General features: G+C 72.6%; 14 protein-coding genes. 12 read left to right on the forward strand and 2 right to left on the reverse strand.

All coding sequences use genetic code 11. The annotated features are described in order from the left end of the window. Nucleotides 1-161: 161 nt before the first annotated feature. Complete coding sequence (locus tag ACMA1D_RS11390; RefSeq protein WP_414723779.1) at nt 162-2618, forward strand: molybdopterin oxidoreductase family protein; 2457 nt, start codon at nt 162-164, stop codon at nt 2616-2618. A 264-nt stretch (nt 2619-2882) separates the two neighbouring features. Here ACMA1D_RS11390 and ACMA1D_RS11395 read toward each other — a convergent pair whose 3' ends face one another. Then, a complete protein-coding gene (locus ACMA1D_RS11395) occupies nt 2883-3494 on the reverse strand; it encodes a hypothetical protein (RefSeq protein ID WP_414723780.1) in 612 nt (203 codons plus the stop codon). Between the two features lie 274 nt (nt 3495-3768). Between ACMA1D_RS11395 and hemL the strand changes: the two genes are divergently transcribed. From hemL to ACMA1D_RS11445, 10 genes are all read left to right on the forward strand, one after another. Next, a complete protein-coding gene (gene hemL / locus ACMA1D_RS11400) occupies nt 3769-5079 on the forward strand; it encodes a glutamate-1-semialdehyde 2,1-aminomutase (RefSeq protein WP_414723781.1) in 1311 nt (436 codons plus the stop codon). A gap of 8 nt (nt 5080-5087) precedes the next feature. Continuing rightward, nucleotides 5088-5801 (forward strand): histidine phosphatase family protein, encoded by a 714-nt coding sequence (locus ACMA1D_RS11405; RefSeq protein WP_349990229.1) that lies wholly within the window; start codon nt 5088-5090, stop codon nt 5799-5801. A 511-nt stretch (nt 5802-6312) separates the two neighbouring features. After that, nucleotides 6313-7521, forward strand: coding sequence for a hypothetical protein (locus ACMA1D_RS11410; protein ID WP_414723782.1), 1209 nt, complete (start codon nt 6313-6315; stop codon nt 7519-7521). Between the two features lie 236 nt (nt 7522-7757). Beyond that, on the forward strand, nt 7758-8375 hold the full coding sequence (locus tag ACMA1D_RS11415) for a TlpA family protein disulfide reductase (protein WP_414723783.1): 618 nt from the start codon (nt 7758-7760) through the stop codon (nt 8373-8375). Between the two features lie 10 nt (nt 8376-8385). Continuing rightward, a complete protein-coding gene (locus ACMA1D_RS11420) occupies nt 8386-9150 on the forward strand; it encodes a cytochrome c biogenesis CcdA family protein (protein ID WP_414723784.1) in 765 nt (254 codons plus the stop codon). Between the two features lie 3 nt (nt 9151-9153). Continuing rightward, on the forward strand, nt 9154-11067 hold the full coding sequence (locus tag ACMA1D_RS11425) for a cytochrome c biogenesis protein ResB (protein ID WP_414723785.1): 1914 nt from the start codon (nt 9154-9156) through the stop codon (nt 11065-11067). Beyond that, complete coding sequence (ccsB, locus tag ACMA1D_RS11430) at nt 11064-12173, forward strand: c-type cytochrome biogenesis protein CcsB (protein ID WP_414723786.1); 1110 nt, start codon at nt 11064-11066, stop codon at nt 12171-12173. The genes ACMA1D_RS11425 and ccsB overlap by 4 nt, the downstream gene beginning before the upstream one ends. A gap of 109 nt (nt 12174-12282) precedes the next feature. Continuing rightward, nucleotides 12283-13050: an RNA polymerase sigma factor gene (locus ACMA1D_RS11435; RefSeq protein ID WP_414723787.1), complete on the forward strand. Its 768-nt coding sequence runs from the start codon at nt 12283-12285 to the stop codon at nt 13048-13050. Further along, the gene (locus ACMA1D_RS11440; RefSeq protein ID WP_414723788.1) at nt 13047-14102 is read left to right on the forward strand and encodes a CU044_5270 family protein; all 1056 of its coding nucleotides are present in this window, start codon (nt 13047-13049) and stop codon (nt 14100-14102) included. Before ACMA1D_RS11435 ends, ACMA1D_RS11440 begins: the two co-directional genes overlap by 4 nt. A 555-nt stretch (nt 14103-14657) precedes the next feature. After that, nucleotides 14658-15842 carry a CU044_5270 family protein gene (locus tag ACMA1D_RS11445; RefSeq protein WP_414723789.1) on the forward strand — a complete coding sequence of 395 codons (1185 nt, stop codon included), beginning with the start codon at nt 14658-14660 and terminating at the stop codon, nt 15840-15842. Nucleotides 15843-16172: 330 nt separating this feature from the next. Here the strand turns inward: ACMA1D_RS11445 and ACMA1D_RS11450 are convergent, their stop codons facing one another. Further along, on the reverse strand, nt 16173-16724 hold the full coding sequence (locus tag ACMA1D_RS11450; protein WP_414723790.1) for a PLD nuclease N-terminal domain-containing protein: 552 nt from the start codon (nt 16722-16724) through the stop codon (nt 16173-16175). A 100-nt stretch (nt 16725-16824) separates the two neighbouring features. Here ACMA1D_RS11450 and ACMA1D_RS11455 point away from each other — a divergent pair, with 100 nt between their 5' ends. Then, nucleotides 16825-18276 (forward strand): menaquinone biosynthesis decarboxylase, encoded by a 1452-nt coding sequence (locus tag ACMA1D_RS11455; protein WP_414723791.1) that lies wholly within the window; start codon nt 16825-16827, stop codon nt 18274-18276. Nucleotides 18277-18280: the final 4 nt, after the last annotated feature.

Consider the following 18280-nt stretch of genomic DNA (forward strand, 5'->3'; position numbering starts at 1 on the left):
TCCGGCGGGGGCGGGGCGGCAGCGGGCGCCATGATCGAGCCGGGCGCGGAAAGGGGCCCGGGTGTGGGCCGGCCCGAGCGGCGGCCGGCGCGGCAAACACCGTCCGCACCCGCACGACCGCGCCGCGAGCGCATCCCGTACGCGAGGACGGAGGCCCCACCATGCAGCCCGAAGTGGATCGGATCGCGCAGCCGTGGGGCGAGCGCACCCCGTACGAGCGCGGCGGGACCTGGCCGGTGCGCGTCGACGCGTACCTGGCGCCCGGGGTGCGGGCCGAGGCCGTGCAGCGGTGGGTGCCGACCGCCTCGGTGCTGCACTCGGGCGGGGACGCGATGGACGTCGCGGTCGCCGACGGCCGGATCGTGGGGGTGCGCGGCCGGGCCCGGGACCGGGTCAACCGGGGGCGGTTGGGCCCCAAGGACCTGTTCGGCTGGCAGGCGAACCACGCCCGGGACCGGCGGACCACCCCGCTGGTCCGCCGGGGCGGCCGGCTGGTGCCCTGTGACTGGGACACCGCCATGGCGGAGGTCGTCAGCCGTAGCCGGCACCTGCTCGCCGAGCGCGGCCCGGACGCGCTCGGCTGCTACACCAGCGGGCAACTCTTCCTTGAGGAGTACTACACGCTGGCGGTGATCGCCCACGTCGGTCTCGGCACCCGCCACCTGGACGGCAACACCCGGCTGTGCACGGCGACCGCGGCCGAGGCCCTGAAGCAGAGCTTCGGCAGCGACGGGCAGCCCGGCTCGTACGAGGACATCGACCACGCGGACGCCCTCGCACTGTTCGGGCACAACATGGCCGAGTCGCAGCCGGTGCTGTGGATGCGGGTGCTGGACCGGCTCGCCGGCACTTCCCCGCCGCGGCTGCTGTGCGTCGACCCGCGCCCCACCCAGGTCGCCCGGCACGCCACCGTCCACCTCGCGCCGCGCTCCGGCACGAACGTGGCGCTGTTCAACGCGCTGCTGCACGAGGTCATCCGCACCGGCCGGGTCGACCACGCCTTCGTCGCCGCGCACACCGTCGGGTACGCGGAACTCGCCGAGCGCGTCGCCGGCTGCACCCCTGAGTGGGCCGCGCGGATCTGTGACGTGCCGGCCCGCGCCATCGAGGAGGCCGCCGAACTGGTCGGCGGGGCCGAACGGTTGCTGTCCACCGTGCTCCAGGGCGTCTACCAGTCCCACCAGGCCACCGCAGCCGCCTGCCAGATCAACAACCTGCACCTGCTCCGCGGCATGCTCGGCCGTCCCGGCTGCGGGGTCCTCCAGATGAACGGTCAGCCCACCGCGCAGAACACCCGCGAGTGCGGCGCCAACGGTGACCTGCCGGGCTTCCGCAACTGGCAGAACGCCGCGCACGTGGCCGAGTTGGCCCGGATCTGGAACGTCGAACCCTCCCGCGTCCCGCACGACGCGCCGCCGACGCCGGCGATGGAGATCTTCCGCCTCGCCGAGCAGGGCACGATCCGCTGGCTGTGGATCTCCGGCACCAACCCGGCCGTGTCGCTGCCCGAACTCCACCGCATCCGGCGCATCCTGAGCGACCCGGGGCTGTTCACGATCGTCCAGGACCTCTACCTCACCGAGACGGCCCAGTTGGCCGACGTCGTTCTGCCGGCCGCCACCTGGGCGGAGAAGACCGGCACGTTCACCAACGCCGACCGCACCGTGCACCTCTCCGACAAGGCCGTCGAACCGCCCGGCGACGCCCGCCCGGACCTGGACGTCTTCCTCGACTACGCCCGCCGGATGGACTTCCGTGACCGCGCCGGCCGCCCGCTCGTCGGCTGGCACGACGCCGAGTCCGCGTTCGCGGCCTGGCGGGAGTGCAGCCGCGGCCGGCCCTGCGACTACTCCGGCCTCAGCTATCCGCGGCTACGGGCCGGCGGCGGCATCCAGTGGCCGTGCACGCAGGAGGCGCCCGGCGGCACCGCCCGGCTCTACACCGACGGCATCACCTGGGCCGACCCCGACCTCTGCGAGTCGTACGGCAAGGACCTGGCCACGGGTGAACCTGCGTCCGAGGCCGACTACCGGTCCCGCAACCCGGACGGCAAGGCCCTGCTGCGGCCGGCCGACTACCAGCCGCCGCACGAGCCGACGAGCGCCACCTACCCGCTCCAACTCAACACCGGCCGGACGATCTACCACTTCCACACCCGCACCAAGACCGGCCGCGTCCCGCAGTTGAACGCCGCGGCCCCCGAGGTGTGGGTGGAGGTCTCCGCGGCGGAGGCGCGGCGGCACGGGGTGGCCGAGGGCGATCTGGTGGAGGTCGCCAGCCCGCGGGGCGCCGTGCGCGGCCGGCTCCGGGTCACGGAGCTGCGGGACGGCATGGTGTTCCTGCCGTTCCACTACGGCTACTGGGACACCCGGGAGGGCGACCGCCCCGACGAACGGGGTGGCCGGGCGGCGAACGAGATGACCGTCACCGACTGGGACCCCGCCTCCAAGCAGCCCCTCTACAAGACCGCCGCCGCCCGCCTGACCCTGGTCGAACGCGGCAACGGCGCCACCAGCCCGGCCCCCACCACCACGGCATCGGCCCCCGTCGACCCGGCCGCCGCCCCGCCCACCACCGGCGGCCCGTCGGCCGTGGCCAGCCAGCGGGCGGGGGAGTAGCGGGCCCTGCCGGGAGCGGGGGACTGCCCTCCGGCACCCCAGGGGTCCGCTCCCCGACGCTCCGGGCGCGCCCACACACACCAAGGGCGGAGCCCGAAGACCCCGCCCCCGCTCACCCCTGCCCGGCGCCGGCGAATCGCGTAGCTCCCGGAAACCCCAGCTCACGACCGTACGAGACGCACACCCGCCGCCGGCTCACGGGCCACCCGAGCTCACCGCCACCCCGAGCCCAAGATCAAACCCGCCCCGAGCCCACGGCCAGGCTCACGGCCACACCAAGCAGTACGCCTGATGGCCCGCCTCGTGCAGGCGGTGGGAGAAGTCCTGCCACTGGTGGAGCAACTGGTAGACCGAGTACGCGTCGCGGGGGCCGCCGCGGTCGGGGACCGTGGACCAGATGAAGGCCGCGGCGCCGACCGCTTCCTCGCCCACGCCGCGCAGCGGGTCGACGACCGTCATGGGGAGCTTGACCACCGCGTAGTCCGGGTGGAGGACGACGAGTTCCAGCGGGGGGACCTGGTGGAGGGGTATGCCCTCGATGCCGGTGAGCACCATCGCGGCCATCGTCTCCGGCTTGATCTTGGTGAACATGCCGTGACCCAGCTCGTCGCCGCCCAGCTCCTCGGGGCGCATCGAAATGGGGACCCGGGCCGCCGTCGCGCCGTCGGGCGCGCCGAAGTACTTGTACGTCACCCCCATACGGCCGCCCCTGCTGTCCCCGTCGGCGTCGCTCCGCCGGTGGCGGCCGAGCCGCTGACCTTCTCGGTCTCGGTTCTCCCGGCCTGCGCGGCCTCGTCGGCCCGCAGCACGGGGAACGCCGGGGCGCTCGGGACCCCGGTCATCGGTCCCTTCGCCCAGTTCGCCACCGCGATGCATATCTCCACCCGACCACTCGCGGCCACGGCCGCGCAACCCGATCATCGTGTCAGAGACCTCCCCCGGGAGGACGCCGTGAAACGCCCGCCCGCAGGACCCCATGAGGCTCTGACACCATGGCTTGTGTGAGCTATCCGTTCGAAACCACAGTTTCGCAGACGCGCGGGGGCTGACGCCCGGCCGAAAGCGAGGAGTTTTCCCGCGCCGTCGCCCGCCGCCGGGCCGCGCCGTAACGACGCCGCCCTTCCCTTCGTCTTTGCAGGTCAGGACCCAAGTGCCTTTTCCGTATGAAGCCCCAGTCTCGCAGACGCTCTTCGATCGCGCTGGTGTGGTGACACCCGGTGGCGTGAACTCTCCGGTGCGCGCCTTCCGCGCCGTGGGGGGTACGCCCCGATTCATGGTGTCTGGTGCCGGCCCGTACCTGACGGACGCGGACGGGCGTGAGTATGTCGATCTCGTGTGCTCCTGGGGACCGATGATCCTCGGCCACTCCCACCCCGAGGTGATCGCGGCCGTGCAGGCGGCCGTCGCGCGCGGCACCTCCTTCGGTACGCCGGGCGAGGGCGAGGTGGAGCTCGCGGAGGAGATCGTGGCCCGCATCGACCCCGTCGAGCAGGTCAGGCTGGTCTCCTCCGGGACCGAGGCCACCATGTCCGCGATCCGGCTGGCGCGCGGCTTCACCGGCCGCGCCAAGGTGATCAAGTTCGCCGGCTGCTACCACGGCCACGTGGACGCCCTGCTGGCCGCGGCCGGCTCGGGCGTGGCCACCTTCGGACTGCCCGACACCCCCGGGGTGACCGGCGCGCAGGCCGGCGAGACGGTCGTCCTGCCGTACAACGACCTGGACGCGGTGCGCGCCGCGTTCGCCGCGCACCCGGGCGAGATCGCCTGTGTGATCACCGAGGCGTCGCCGGGGAACATGGGCGTGGTGCCGCCGCTGCCCGGGTTCAACGCCGGGCTGAAGGAACTGTGCGCGAGCAACGGCGCGCTGTTCGTCTCGGACGAGGTGATGACGGGCTTCCGCGTCTCCAAGGCCGGCTGGTACGGGATCGACGGCGTGCGCCCGGACCTGATGACCTTCGGCAAGGTGATGGGCGGCGGCTTCCCGGCCGCGGCCTTCGGCGGCCGGGCCGACGTGATGGCCCACCTCGCCCCGGCCGGCCCGGTCTACCAGGCGGGCACGCTGTCCGGGAACCCGGTGGCCACCGCCGCCGGCGTCGCCCAACTGCGGCTGCTGGACGACGCGGCGTACGGGCGGGTGGACGCGGTCTCCCGCGAGGTGCGCGGGCTGGTGTCGCAGGCGCTGGACAAGGCGGGCGTGGCGCACCGGTTGCAGGTCGCGGGCAACATGTTCTCGGTCTTCTTCACCGACGCGGACGCGGTCGTGGACTACGCGGGGGCCAAGGCGCAGCAGGCGTACCGGTTCACCGCCTTCTTCCACTCGATGCTCGCCCAGGGCGTCTACCTGCCGCCGTCGGCGTTCGAGTCGTGGTTCGTGTCCACGGCGCACGACGAGCGGGCGATCGAGCGCATCGCGGCGGCTCTGCCGGGGGCGGCGCAGGCCGCCGCGGAAGCCACTGAATGATGGACGCCATGACGAACAGCGACAGCATGCGCGCCGTCGGCGGCGGCGAGGGCGTAACCACCGTGGTGCACCTGATGCGCCACGGCGAGGTGCACAACCCGGAGGGCGTGCTCTACGGGCGCAGGCCCGGCTACCACCTCTCCGAACTGGGCCGGCAGATGGCCGACCGGGTCGCCGAGCACCTCGCCGGGCGGGACGTCACGCACGTGGTGGCCTCGCCGCTGGAGCGGGCGCAGGAGACCGCCACCCCGATCGCCAAGGCGCACGGACTCGACCTGGCCACCGACGAGCGGCTGATCGAGGCGGCGAACGTCTTCGAGGGCAAGACGTTCGGCGTGGGCGACGGGGCGCTGCGCAAGCCGGCGAACTGGCGCCACCTGACCAACCCGTTCCGGCCCTCCTGGGGCGAGCCGTACATCGAGCAGGTGGTGCGGATGATGGCCGCGCTCGGGAAGGCGCGGGACGCGGCCCGCGGGCACGAGGCGGTCTGCGTCAGCCACCAACTGCCGATCTGGGTGGTGCGCAGCTTCGTGGAGCGGCGCCGGCTGTGGCACGACCCGCGCAAGCGGCAGTGCACGCTGGCCAGCGTCACCTCTTTCACCTACCGCGACGACAAGATTGTCTCGGTCGGCTATTCCGAGCCCGCCATTGACCTCGTTCCGGTGCACCTGCGGGTCGGTGCGAAGCGGACGAAGGGCGGCAGTAAGGGGTTTGGCGCCTAGTTCGGCCGGTGCGCCGCATTCGCAGTCGATTCCGTAATTGCCGTACTCCGGCGGGGATTTCACGGCGTGCGTACGGCGGAGCTGCGGCGTTCGGCGTGCGGATGGCCGCGGGCCGGGGCGCGCGGTCATTCCGGCGGCCTGGTGGCATCCCTACGGGGTGGCCGGGTGTGGCATCTGTGCGGGTGGGCGGCGGTACGGGCCAGGGGTCCGGCCGCCGCCGACGCATCTGCGGGGCAGTGCGTGCCGCGCCCCGGCCCATCTCCACGAGATCTCCGTAAATGCGTGGCCGGCCAGTTCGGCAATCGCCATCCCGGGCCCGCCTTCGGTATTCCGCGGTGTTGGCTCTGCGTAATGCCGTGTACGCGTACGGGTGCCCGGTCGTAAAGCCGGGCCCAAAATCCGCATCGTTTCTCGGAAAAGGGAACCCCACCGGTTTCGCACCCCTCTCACTTGGCGTCCCCTGATCGGGGAAAGCGATGGGACGCACGGCGAAGTACGGGATGGGGATGTAATGCGCGACATCAGTCGACGGGGGTTGCTCGGCCTCGGTGCGGGGGCGGGAGCGGCGGCGGCGCTGACCGTTGCGGGCTGCTCCTCGGACTCCGGCGGCGACGGCGGCGGCAAGAAGCCGGGCGGCGGCGAGGCCACCCAGCAGGCCAAGGCACGGCCGATAGGCGACGGCTCGACCGCGGACACCGGGCCGCAGCCGGGCCAGCCGAAGGCGGCGGAGAAGCTGGCGCCCGGGCAGAAGCCGCCGCAGTTCGTCGTCTTCTCCTGGGACGGCGCCGGCGAGGTGGGCAACGGGCTCTTCCCGCGGTTCCGCAAGCTCGCCAAGGACCACGGCGCGTCGATGACGTTCTTCCTGTCCGGGATCTACTGCCTGCCCGAGTCGAAGAAGAACCTGTACCGGCCGCCGAACAACCCGGTCGGCGCCTCCGACATCGGCTACCTCACCGACGACCACGTCAAGCAGACGCTCCAGAACGTGCGCGCGGCCTGGCTCGAAGGCCATGAGATAGGCACCCACTTCAACGGCCACTTCTGCGCCGGCAGCGGCTCGGTGGGGCAGTGGACGCCGGCCCAGTGGCAGTCGGAGATCGACCAGGCCATGTCGTTCGTCACCAAGTGGCGCACCAACACCGGCTTCACCGACCTGGACCCGCTGCCCTTCGACTACAAGAAGGAACTCGTCGGCGGCCGGACCCCCTGCCTCCTCGGCCAGGACAACCTGCTGCCCACCGCCAAGAAGCTCGGCTGGCGCTACGACGCGAGCTCGCCCGGCGGCCTCCAGATCTGGCCCACCAAGAAGCAGGGCATCTGGGACTTCCCGCTCCAGCAGGTGCCGTTCCCCGGCCACTCCTTCGAGGTGCTCTCGATGGACTACAACATGCTGGCCAACCAGTCGAAGAACGCCACCCAGGGCCCCACCGCGCGCTACCCGGAGTGGCGCCGGGAGGCCACCGGTGCGTACATCAAGGGGTTTGAGCGGGCGTACGAGACCAACCGCGCGCCGCTGTTCATCGGCAACCACTTCGAGCAGTGGAACGGCGGCATCTACATGGACGCCGTCGAGGAAGCGATCAAGCACATCGCCGACGACAAGCGCAAGGACGTCCGGCTGGTCTCCTTCCGGCAGCTCACCGACTGGCTCGACGCGCAGGACCCGCAGGTCCTGGCGAACCTGCGCAGCCTCGGCGTGGGCCAGAAGTTCGGCGGCTGACCCGGGAGGCGGCCGGCCCGCGGCCAGCCCGCTCCCCGGCCCGCAGCCGGCGGTGCCCCAGTAGCTGGCGCCGCTGGCCGTGGGCCCGTAACGCGCAGGCCCGTCCCGCAGCCCCGCCCCGTGGGCCCGTACCCCGCAGCCCCGTCCCACCGGCGCGTTCCCGCCCGGTGGCGGGGCGCGGGAAACGAACAGGGGGGTGCGGAAGATCGGCAGGAGTGCCATGCGAAACTTTTCACATGAGTGCCTGCCGTGACCTACGACGTCGTGTGGCCCGCCGTCGTGTTCCGATGCTGGCCGCCGGGGTGGCCCTCGCCTCCCTGGGACTTGCCGCCTGTGGCACCGGCGGCACCTCCGGCGGCTCGGCCGATACGAAGTTCGTGCAGGGTACCGGCGGTGTGAGCACCGTCGCGAAGGGTGACAGGAAGAGCGGGCCAAGTCTGTCCGGCAAGACGCTGGAAGGCAAGCAGCTCGACGTCGACGACTACCGCGGCAAGATCGTCGTGCTCAACATCTGGGGCTCCTGGTGCTCCCCGTGCCGGGCCGAGGCGCCCAACCTGGTCAAGGTCGCGGAGCGGACCAAGGCGCAGGGCGTGGAGTTCATCGGGATCAACACCCGCGACTCCGACCAGCACAACGCGCGCAAGTTCGAGAAGGAGTACGACGTCCCGTACCCGAGCCTGTACGACCCGATCGGCAAGCTCATGCTGCGGTTCCCCAAGGGCAGCCTGAACCCGCAGGCGATCCCCACCACGATCATCCTCGACCGGGACGGCAAGATCGCGGTGCGGGCGCTGACCCCGCTCAGCGAGGAGGCGCTCGACAAGGCGCTCAAGCCGTTGCTGGCAGAGAAGTGATCGTCGCGACATGAGCGCACTCGCCGCCGCCACCGACCCCAACCAGACCGTCCTCACCGGCGCCCTGCTCTTCGCGCTGCCGGTCGCCATCCTCGGCGGTCTGGTCTCCTTCTTCTCGCCGTGCGTGCTGCCCCTGGTGCCCGGCTACATGTCGTACGTCACCGGCGTCACCGGCAGCGACCTCGGCGAGGCCAAGCGGGGGCGGATGCTCGCCGGGGCCTCGCTGTTCGTGCTCGGCTTCACCGCCGTCTTCGTCTCCGGCGGCGCGCTCTTCGGCAACTTCGGCTGGGAGCTCCAGCAGCACAAGGAGACCATCTCCAAGGTGCTCGGGGTCGTCACCATCCTGCTCGGCCTGTCCTTCATGGGGGTGTTGCGCGGCTTCGGGCAGCGGGAGTTCCGCTTCCACCAGAAGCCCGCGGTGGGGCTGGCCGGCGCGCCGGTGCTCGGGGTGCTGTTCGGCATCGGATGGACGCCGTGTCTGGGCCCCACCCTCACGGCCGTCAACGCGTTGGCGTTCAATGAGGCGAGCGCGGGACGCGGGGCGCTGCTCACCGCCGCGTACTGCGTCGGCCTCGGCCTGCCGTTCATCGTGGTGGCGGTGGCCTACCGGCGGGCGCTGGGCGCGTTCAGTTGGGTCAAGCGGCACTACGTATGGGTGATGCGGATCGGCGGTGGGATGCTCATCGCGCTCGGCCTGCTGCTCGTCACGGGAGTCTGGGACCGCATGATGGACGACATGCGGGTCTGGACCTCCAGCTTCAACGTTGGGATCTGATCCATGGCCACCACCGACACCGACACCAGCACGGACGACGACGCCCGTACGGACGGCGACACCGGCCGGGACACCGTGACGGCCGAAGCGCCGGCCGAAGCCGGGAGCGCCGCGCCGGCCGACGCCGAGGCTGAAGCGCCGGCCGATGCCGCGAACGGCACCCGGGCCGACGCCACGCCCGACCCCGCCACCGACCCCGCCGAAGCCGAGCTGCAAGCCGCCGGCACCCAGCTCTCCACCGCGCCGACCGAGGGCCAGGCCGTGCCGGGCTCCTTCGGCGGGGTGCGGGCGCCGGGTGCGCTGGGCGCGCTGGCCTGGACGGGGCGCGAGGCGTTCGGCTGGCTGCGCTGGTGCTGGCGGCAGCTCACCTCGATGCGGGTGGCGCTGCTGCTGCTGCTGTTGCTGTCGCTCGGCGCCATCCCCGGCTCGCTGATCCCGCAGACCGGCGTGGACCCGGTCAAGGTGGAGGCGTTCAAGGCCCAGCACGAGACGCTGACCCCGCTCTACGAGAAGCTGGGGATGTTCCACGTCTACAGCTCGGTGTGGTTCTCGGCGATCTACATCCTGCTGTTCGTCTCGCTCATCGGCTGCATCGTGCCGCGCACCTGGCAGTTCGTCGGCCAACTGCGCAGCCGCCCGCCGGGCGCCCCGCGCCGGCTGACCCGGCTGCCCGCGTACACCACCTGGCGCACCGAGGCCGAGCCCGAGCAGGTGCTCGCGGCGGCCCGTACGGTGCTGCGCAAGCAGCGCTTCAGGGCGCACGTGGCCGGGGACGCGGTCGCCGGCGAGAAGGGCTACCTGCGCGAGGTCGGCAACCTGATCTTCCACCTGGCGCTGATCGTGGTGCTGGTGGCATTCGCGGTCGGCCAGCTCTGGAAGTCCGAGGGCGGCAAGCTCATCACCGAGGGCGACCAGGACGGCTTCACCAACAACCTCACCCAGTACGACGACTTCAAGTCGGGCACCTTCTTCGACAAGGACAACCTGGCGCCGTTCGGCTTCTCGCTGGAGAAGTTCGACGCCCGGTACGAGCGGACCGGCTCGCAGCGCGGCACCGCCCGCGAGTTCCGTGCCCACGTCAAGTACTGGGAGGGCGCGGACGGCGCGGAGAAGCGGACGTCCATCGAGGTCAACGAGCCGCTGGAGATCGCGGGCAACAAGGTCTTCCTGCTCTCCACCGGGTACGCGCCGGTCGTCACCGTCACCGACGGCAAGGGCGAGATCGCGTACAAGGGCGCGGTGCCCTTCCTCCAGCAGGACGGGAACCTCACCTCGTCCGGCGTGATCAAGGTGCCCGACTACCGGGACAAGAACGGCAAGCAGGAGCAGCTCGGCTTCCAGGGCTTCTTCGTGCCGACCTGGGGCGGCGCCAACGCGAAGACGATGTTCTCGCAGTTCCCGGCGCTGGACTACCCGGTGCTCTTCCTCACCGCGTACCACGGCCGACTGGGCATCGACGGCGGGCTGCCGCAGAACGTGTACCAGCTCAAGACCGACAAGATGAAGCAGTTCAAGAACCCGGACGGCAGGGCGTTCGCGCAGAAGCTGCTGCCGGGCGAGACGATGACGCTGCCGAACGGCGCCGGCACGCTGAAGTTCGAGGGCATCAAGACCTGGGCCAGCTTCCAGATCTCCCACCAGCCGGGCAACGAACTGGCGCTGATCGGCTCGGTCGCCGCGCTGATCGGGCTGGCCGCCTCGCTGTTCATCCAGCGTCGCCGGGTGTGGGTGCGGGCCGTGCCCGGCGCCGACGGGCACACGGTCGTCGAAATGGCCGGGCTCGGCCGCAGCGAATCCGCCAAGCTCCCCGAGGAACTGGCGGATCTCGCGGTGGCCCTCCAGGCGGACGCACCCGCCGAACCAGAACCGGAACCGGAATCTGAGTCACCAGATCCTGCCGAAGGAGCGCGCGCGTGAATCTCGCTGCCGCAGCCAACGAGAACCTGGCCAACATCAGCAACGTGCTGATCTATTCGGCCATGGCGGTCTACACCCTGGCCTTCATCGCCTACATCACCGAGTGGGTGTTCGGCAGCCGCAGCAAGGTCGGTCGCACCGCCGCCGCGCTCGCCGCCCCCAAGTCCGCCGACGCCGCGGCTTCCGGCGCCACCAGCACGGTGACCGTGCAGGTCACCAAGAAGGGCGGCGGCACCGCGGTCCTTGAGCGGCCCAAGGTGGTCACCCGCTCGACCGCCGGCAGCCGCGACGTGCCGGACGGCCCGGGCGCCGCCGGCGGCACCGAACAGGGCGACCTGTACGGGCGGATCGCCGTCTCGCTCACCGTCCTCGCCGGGCTGTTGCACGTCGGCGGCGTGCTCACCCGCGCCCTGTCGGTGGAGCGCGCCCCCTGGGGCAACATGTACGAGTTCTCCATCACCCTGTCGATGGTGGCGGTCGTCGCGTACGTGACCTTCCTGGCGCTCGGCAAGAACGTCCGCTGGATCGGGCTGCCGCTGGTCACCACGGCCCTGCTCGACCTGGGCCTGGCGGTCTCGGTGCTGTACACCGACAGCGACCAACTGGTGCCCGCGCTCGACTCGTACTGGCTGTGGATCCACGTGAGCTGCGCCATCGTCTCCGGCGCCGTGCTCTACCTGGGCGCCGTGGCCACGCTGCTCTTCCTCTTCCGCGACCGGTACGAGGCCAAGCTGGAGAACCCGGACGGCAAGCAGCCGGGCGCGCTGGCCACCTCGATCCTGGAGCGGCTGCCCTCCTCGGCGTCGCTGGACAAGTTCGCGTACCGGATCAACGCGACCGTCTTCCCGCTGTGGACCTTCACCCTGATCGCCGGCGCGATCTGGGCCGAGAAGGCGTGGGGCCGGTACTGGGGCTGGGACCCCAAGGAGGTCTGGACGTTCATCACCTGGGTCGCCTACGCCGGCTACCTGCACGCCCGCGCGACGGCCGGCTGGAAGGGCCGCAAGGCCGCGTACCTGGCGCTGGTCGCCTTCGCCTGCTTCCTCTTCAACTACTACGGCGTCAACATGTTCGTCACCGGCAAGCACTCGTACGCGGGCGTCTGACCGCACTCGTACGAGGCCCTCTGATCGCGCGCTGACACCCCCGGCACCGGCCGGTTCCCGTGACCCAGGTCACAGGAACCGGCCGTTGTCGTACGGACAGTCCTTGGGCGTGGACACCTTAAGGAAGCGAATCCGCGCGGGGGACCAGGCCGCCTTCGCCGAACTCTTCGACACCTGTGCGCGCTCGGTCTACAACCACGCCTACCGGCTGACCGGCGACTGGTCGACGGCCGAGGACGTGGTCTCGCTGACCTTCCTCGAAGCGTGGCGACTGCGCGCCCGGGTGGACGCCGAGGGCGAGACGCTCCGGCCGTGGCTGCTCGGCATCGCCACCAACACGGTGCGCAACACCCGCCGGGCCGCCCGCCGGCACGCCGCCGCGCTGTCCCGGGTGCCGCCGCCGGCGGCCGAACGGGACTTCGCGGACGACGTCGCCGGCCGCATCGACGACGCGGAACTCCTGGAGGCCGTCCAGGTCGCGCTGCGCGCCCTGCGCCGCCCCGAGCGCGAGGTGCTCGCGCTGTGCGGCTGGTCGGGCCTGGACTACGCGGCGGCGGCCCGGGCGCTGGGCGTCCCGGTGGGCACGGTGCGGTCCCGGCTCTCCCGGGCGCGCAAGAAGCTGGCCGCCGCGGTCGAGGCGCGGCGCACGGACGACGCCCCCGGTCGCGCGGCGCGGGGGAGCGCGCGCCCGGTGGTCGGGCCCGGAGCGCCGCACGCCGGCCGGGAGCCCGCGGCGCCCGCCGCTCCCCGCGGAGCTGCGGCGGGCGCCGCCACCCGCGGGTCCGCGCCCTACGCCGGCAGCCGACCAGGCTGCGCCACCCACCCCACCCACCTGCGCTCCCACCAGGCCCGCCCCATCCAGGAGGGAAACCGATGAAAGACCTGCCCGTCGCCCCCGAACGGGAGCTGCCGCCGGGGCGGCACGCTGTGCTCAGGGAACACCTGATGACGGAGATCGGGAAGCCCACGGCCGACGCGCCCGCGCCCGCGCGCCGCGCCGCCACCGCCGTACTGCTCGCGCCCGGTGGCCCCGGCCGCGGGCGCTGGCTGCGCCCCGCCTTCGCCGGCCCGGTCGTCGCGGGCGCCTTAGCGGTCGCCACGCTGGCGACGCTGCTCCACGGCAGCGGCGCGACCGACGACGTCCGGGTGGGCCGGGACGGCCCGGCCACCTTCGCCTTCGCCCCGAACGCGGGCGCCGACCAGCGCGACGGCGCGCCGCAACTGCTGGCCCGCATCGCCGCGGTCGCCGGGCGGACGGCGGCCCCGCCGGTCGAGGGCGGGGCGATCCGCGACGACCAGTTCGTCTACGTCGAGAGCCGGGTCGCCTGGTCCACCACCCAGGACGGCGAGCCGCTGAAGATCGACCAACTGCACCGGCGCGAGTCGTGGCACTCCGTGGACGGCACGCGCGGCGGGATGGGGCGGGAGGAGGGCGAGAAGCCGCAACGGTGGGACGAGGCCGCGCCGAGGCCGGGCGAGCTCGGCTACGACCAGTCCACGTACTACCGGCACCTGGAGACCCTGCCGACCGACACCGACGCGATGTACCGCTGGCTGCGCAAGGCCGGGGCGGACTACGGGGAGGACCTGAATCAGGCCATGTTCGTACTGGTCGGCGATCTGCTCTTCGATTCGCTGATGCCCGCCGACGTCACCGCGGCGCTGTTCCGGGCCGCGGCCCGCATCCCCGGCGTGGTCGTCGTGGACGAGGCGGTGGACGCGGCAGGACGGCACGGCGTCGCGGTCGCCCGGGTGGACGCGAACAACCACACCCGCGACGAGTGGATCTTCGACCGGAAGAGCGGGGCGTACCTCGGCAGGCGCAGCGTGCTGCTGCGGGACTCGCAGGGCGTGGCGGCGGGCACGGTCACCGGCACCGCGGCCGTGCTCCGGCGCGGCGTCGTCGACGAGATGGGCCAACGGCCCTGACCCGGGCGGGAGCACGCAGGCCAGGCCGGCGGCGCCGGCTGCCCGCGCGCTCCGGGCGCCATGGCCGTCACCGGCCGTCCCCGTCCCGGACCTGTGGGTCCGCGCCATCGGCACAACCCTCGGCGCCCCCGCCGCGTCCCCTTCTTGAGGCACTACGGAGTCGACGCGGGTCGCGACCGGTTGTGGCTGGTTGCAGTCGGTTGTGGCCGGTCGCGGCCGGCTGGGGTCGGTTTCGGTGGGTTGCGGCGCGCTCCGGCCGCTCATGTGTGGCGGGTCACCCGGGCCGGACTTGACCGCGGCCGGGCCGGCCACGTACGGAGGAGAGTTGGCCGGGCCGGAGCCGGGCCGCCGAGAAGAGGGGGGAACGATGGGCGAGGGGTGGCGCACGGACGACGTGCGGGCGCACCGTTGCCGCGCTGGTAGCGCTGGTAGCGCCGGGCTGGCCGGGCCGCGGGCGTACGGAGCGTACGGGGCGGCCGGGCGGCGTACGGAGCGGCGGGCGCTCGGCGCACCGCCCGGGTGCCGGCCCGGCCCCCCCTGCCAGCGGGCCCAGCGGTGACCGCGACCGACCAGGAGCCGTCCCCGGGAACCGGCCCGGACCCCGAGTGCGGCGAGCCACTGCCGTCCCCGCGATCCGAACCGTCCGCCGGGACAGCCCCCACCCCACCCGCGGCAGCGGCCGACGCCCTGCCCACGGAATCAGCGGCCGACGCCCCGCCCACGGAATCGACAGACGACGCTTCGCCCGCGGCAGCGACCAACTCCCCGCCCAGGGACGCCACCACCGCCCCCCTCGCCGCGCGGCTGCTGGGGCCCGACCTCGGGGGGCCGGTCGTGGCCCTCGCCATGGTGGTCACGCTGGTCATCGTGATGGCCCGGTCCAGCCTGTTCCACGACGACGAACAGCCGTCCGGCCGCCCCCGGCCCACCGACGGGCCGGCCGCGAGCAGCACGTTCGCGCCCGACGCGCACGGCGGCCGGGACGAGAAGAGCGGGGCGCGGGAGTTGTTGGCGCGGGCCGCGTCCGCCGCGGAACGCAGGGCGGACCCCGACCCGCGGGACGCCGAGTTCACGTACGTACGGAGCAAGAGCGCGGTCCTGACGGCGGCCAGCGACGAGGCGGCGTGCGCGTTCATCGAGCCGCTCCGGCAGCGGCAGATCTGGCGCTCGGTCGACGGCACCCGCACCGGGCTGCTGCGCACCGGGCAGGTGCCGACGGAGCCGATCAGGTTGGACCCGGCGGCCCCGGCCCCGGTCTCGCTGGCCTACCGGCACCTGCAACGGCTGCCCCGTGACCCGGCCGCGCTGCTCCGCACGCTGCACACCTCGGCGCTGTCCGGCCGCGCCGACGACCAGCAGGTCTTCCGTACGATCGGCGGCCTCATCGCCGAATCGGTGCTGCCGCCCGCCACCGAGGCCGCGCTCTACCGGGCGGCGGCGCGGCTGCCGGGCGTGGTCGCGATCAGGGACGCGGTGGACGCGGTGGGCCGGCACGGGGCCGCGGTGGCCCGGGTGGACGAGCGGACCGGCGAGCGCGAGGAGTGGCTCTTCGACCGCAGGAACGCGACCCTGCTCGGCGTACGCGTGGTCATGGTCGACCCGGAGAAGGCCCCCGAGGCCACCCGCGAGGACTGCCAGGGCCCGCAGGCCGGGGTGGTGACGAGCACTACAGCGGTGCTGGCCCGCGCCATCGTCGCCCGGCCGGACGAACGTCCCCGGGGTGAGGATCGGGCCGGCTGACGGCCATCGCGGCGCCATCGCACCAGGTCAGCCGGGCGGAAGCGGCTCCGCCGGCGGGCGGCGTCCGGACTACCGGATGGAGTGGGGCGCGGGCGGGGCGGCCCGTACGGTGCGCGCGCCGGTGGGAGCGGCGGGAACAAAGGGAAACAAGGGGGAGAGAGCGAGAGGAGACAAGGGGGGACGGGCGGAGCGCCCCGCCCACGGCGTGCGGTGGGGCGGACGGCGGGCGGAGGGAGTCGGGAGCGTGCGGCCCGGCCGTACGGAGCGAAACGCGGCGCTGGCGCCGCACGGAGCGAACGCGGCCCCGCCGCTCAGCCCCGCTGCGAGCTCTCAGCCCCGCTGCGTGCCCTCGGGTCCCTCGTCCTCGCGGCGGTCCGCCTCGGGCTTGCGGTCGCCCGTGCTGGACCCCGAAGCGCTGGAGCCCGACCCGCCGGGCCCTGCCGCACTGGAGCCCGACGCACCGGAGCCCGAAGTGCCCGTGGTCCCGGACGTGGAGCCGGGGGCGGTGTCGTCGTCGGTGGGGGCGTCCGGGTCCGGGGCGGGGCGGCCGGTCGGGCCGTTCTCCTTGCGCAGCGACTTCAGGAACTCCGGGTTGTCGTCCGGTGCCACCCAGCCACCGCCGCCGCGCCGCCCGCCGAACGAGCCGCCGAAACCACCCCGCCCGGCGCCGCCGCCGGCACCCCCACCGGCGTGTGCCTTGCGCGGCCGGCCCACCGTCAGCCAGGCGACCGGACCGATCAGCACCTCGCCGAAGAGCAGCACGATGATGACCCACGCCACCTTCGGGAGCTTGCGGACCTCTTCCTCCGGCGTGTTCAGGCAGTCGATGAACGCATAGATCCACAGCGCCAGGACCAGCAGGAACGGCAGATACCTGAGCATGCTGGGAGGCCCCCTGAGAAAGGTCGCGGCGGGTTGCGGTGTGCTGGGGACGCGGCCCCAGTGACGTGTCCAGGGTAGTCCGTGTCGGATACTGGGCCGCATGGCTTATGACGATCTTCGCTCGCTGCTGCGGGCGCTGGAGCGCGACGGCGACCTCAAGCGCATCAAGGCCGAAGTCGACCCGTATCTGGAAGTGGGGGAGATCGTCGACCGGGTGCAGAAGGCCGGCGGTCCCGCGCTGCTCTTCGAGAACGTCAAGGGCTCGTCGATGCCGCTGGCGATGAACGTGTTCGGGACCGACCGCCGACTCCTGAAGGCGCTCGGCCTCGCCTCGTACCAGGAGATCAGCGAGAAGATCGGCGGGCTGCTCAAGCCCGAGCTGCCGCAGGGCTTCACCGGTGTGCGGGAGGCGTTCGGCAAGCTCGCCGGGATGGCCCACGTGCCGCCGAAGAAGGTCAAGGAGGCGCCGGTCCACGAGGTGGTGCTGACCGGCGACGAGGTGGACCTGGAGCAGTTGCCCGCGCTGTTCACGTGGCCGAAGGACGGCGGCTCCTTCTTCAACCTGGGCCTCACCCACACCAAGGACCCCGAGACCGGCGTGCGCAACCTGGGCCTGTACCGGCTCCAGCGGCACGACCGGCGCACCATCGGGATGCACTGGCAGATCCACAAGGACAGCCGCAACCACTACCAGGTCGCCGCCCGCCGCGGCGAGCGGCTGCCGGTGGCGATCGCCTTCGGCGCGCCGCCCGCGGTGACGTACGCGTCCACGGCACCGCTGCCCGGCGACATCGACGAGTACCTGTTCGCCGGCTTCGTGCGCGGCAAGCGGATCGAGATGGTCGACTGCAAGACGGTGCCGCTCCAGGTGCCGGCGCAGGCCGAGGTGGTGCTCGAAGGCTGGCTCGAACCGGGGAAGATGCTGCCGGAGGGCCCGTTCGGCGACCACACCGGCTTCTACACGCCGCAGGAGGACTTCCCGGCGCTGACCATCGACTGCGTCACGATGCGCAAGCGCCCGCTGCTCCAGTCGATCGTGGTGGGCCGCCCGCCGACCGAGGACGGGCCGCTGGGCCGCGCCACCGAGCGGTTCTTCCTGCCGCTGCTGAAGATCGTGGTGCCCGACATCGTCGACTACCACCTGCCGGAGTCGGGCGGCTTCCACAACTGCGCGATCGTCTCGATCGACAAGCGCTACCCCAAGCACGCCCAGAAGGTGATGCACGCCGTCTGGGGCGCGCACATGATGTCGCTCACCAAGCTGATCATCGTGGTCGACGCCGACTGCGACGTCCACGACCTGCACGAGGTCTCCTGGCGGGCGCTCGGCAACACCGACTACTCGCGTGACCTGACCGTCGTCGAAGGCCCGGTCGACCACCTCGACCACGGCTCGTACCAGAAGTTCTGGGGCGGCAAGGCCGGCATCGACGCCACGCGCAAGCTGCCCGAAGAGGGGTACACGCGCGACGGCGGCTGGCCGGAGATGGTCGAGTCGGACCCGGAGACCGCCGCGAAGGTGACCCGCCGCTGGAAGGAGTACGGCCTCTGAGGCC

The organism is Streptomyces sp. 796.1 (assembly GCF_047525675.1).
Lineage (GTDB): Bacteria > Actinomycetota > Actinomycetes > Streptomycetales > Streptomycetaceae > Streptomyces.

Coding starts and splice junctions, on each gene's coding strand:
- ACMA1D_RS11390 (WP_414723779.1), top strand. CDS start 162: ATGCAGCCCGAAGTGGATCGGATCGCGCAGCCGTGGGGCGAGCGCACC.
- ACMA1D_RS11395 (WP_414723780.1), bottom strand. CDS start 3,494: ATGCATCGCGGTGGCGAACTGGGCGAAGGGACCGATGACCGGGGTCCC.
- ACMA1D_RS11405 (WP_349990229.1), top strand. CDS start 5,088: ATGACGAACAGCGACAGCATGCGCGCCGTCGGCGGCGGCGAGGGCGTA.
- ACMA1D_RS11410 (WP_414723782.1), top strand. CDS start 6,313: ATGCGCGACATCAGTCGACGGGGGTTGCTCGGCCTCGGTGCGGGGGCG.
- ACMA1D_RS11415 (WP_414723783.1), top strand. CDS start 7,758: ATGAGTGCCTGCCGTGACCTACGACGTCGTGTGGCCCGCCGTCGTGTT.
- ACMA1D_RS11420 (WP_414723784.1), top strand. CDS start 8,386: ATGAGCGCACTCGCCGCCGCCACCGACCCCAACCAGACCGTCCTCACC.
- ACMA1D_RS11425 (WP_414723785.1), top strand. CDS start 9,154: ATGGCCACCACCGACACCGACACCAGCACGGACGACGACGCCCGTACG.
- ACMA1D_RS11440 (WP_414723788.1), top strand. CDS start 13,047: ATGAAAGACCTGCCCGTCGCCCCCGAACGGGAGCTGCCGCCGGGGCGG.
- ACMA1D_RS11450 (WP_414723790.1), bottom strand. CDS start 16,724: ATGCTCAGGTATCTGCCGTTCCTGCTGGTCCTGGCGCTGTGGATCTAT.
- ACMA1D_RS11455 (WP_414723791.1), top strand. CDS start 16,825: ATGGCTTATGACGATCTTCGCTCGCTGCTGCGGGCGCTGGAGCGCGAC.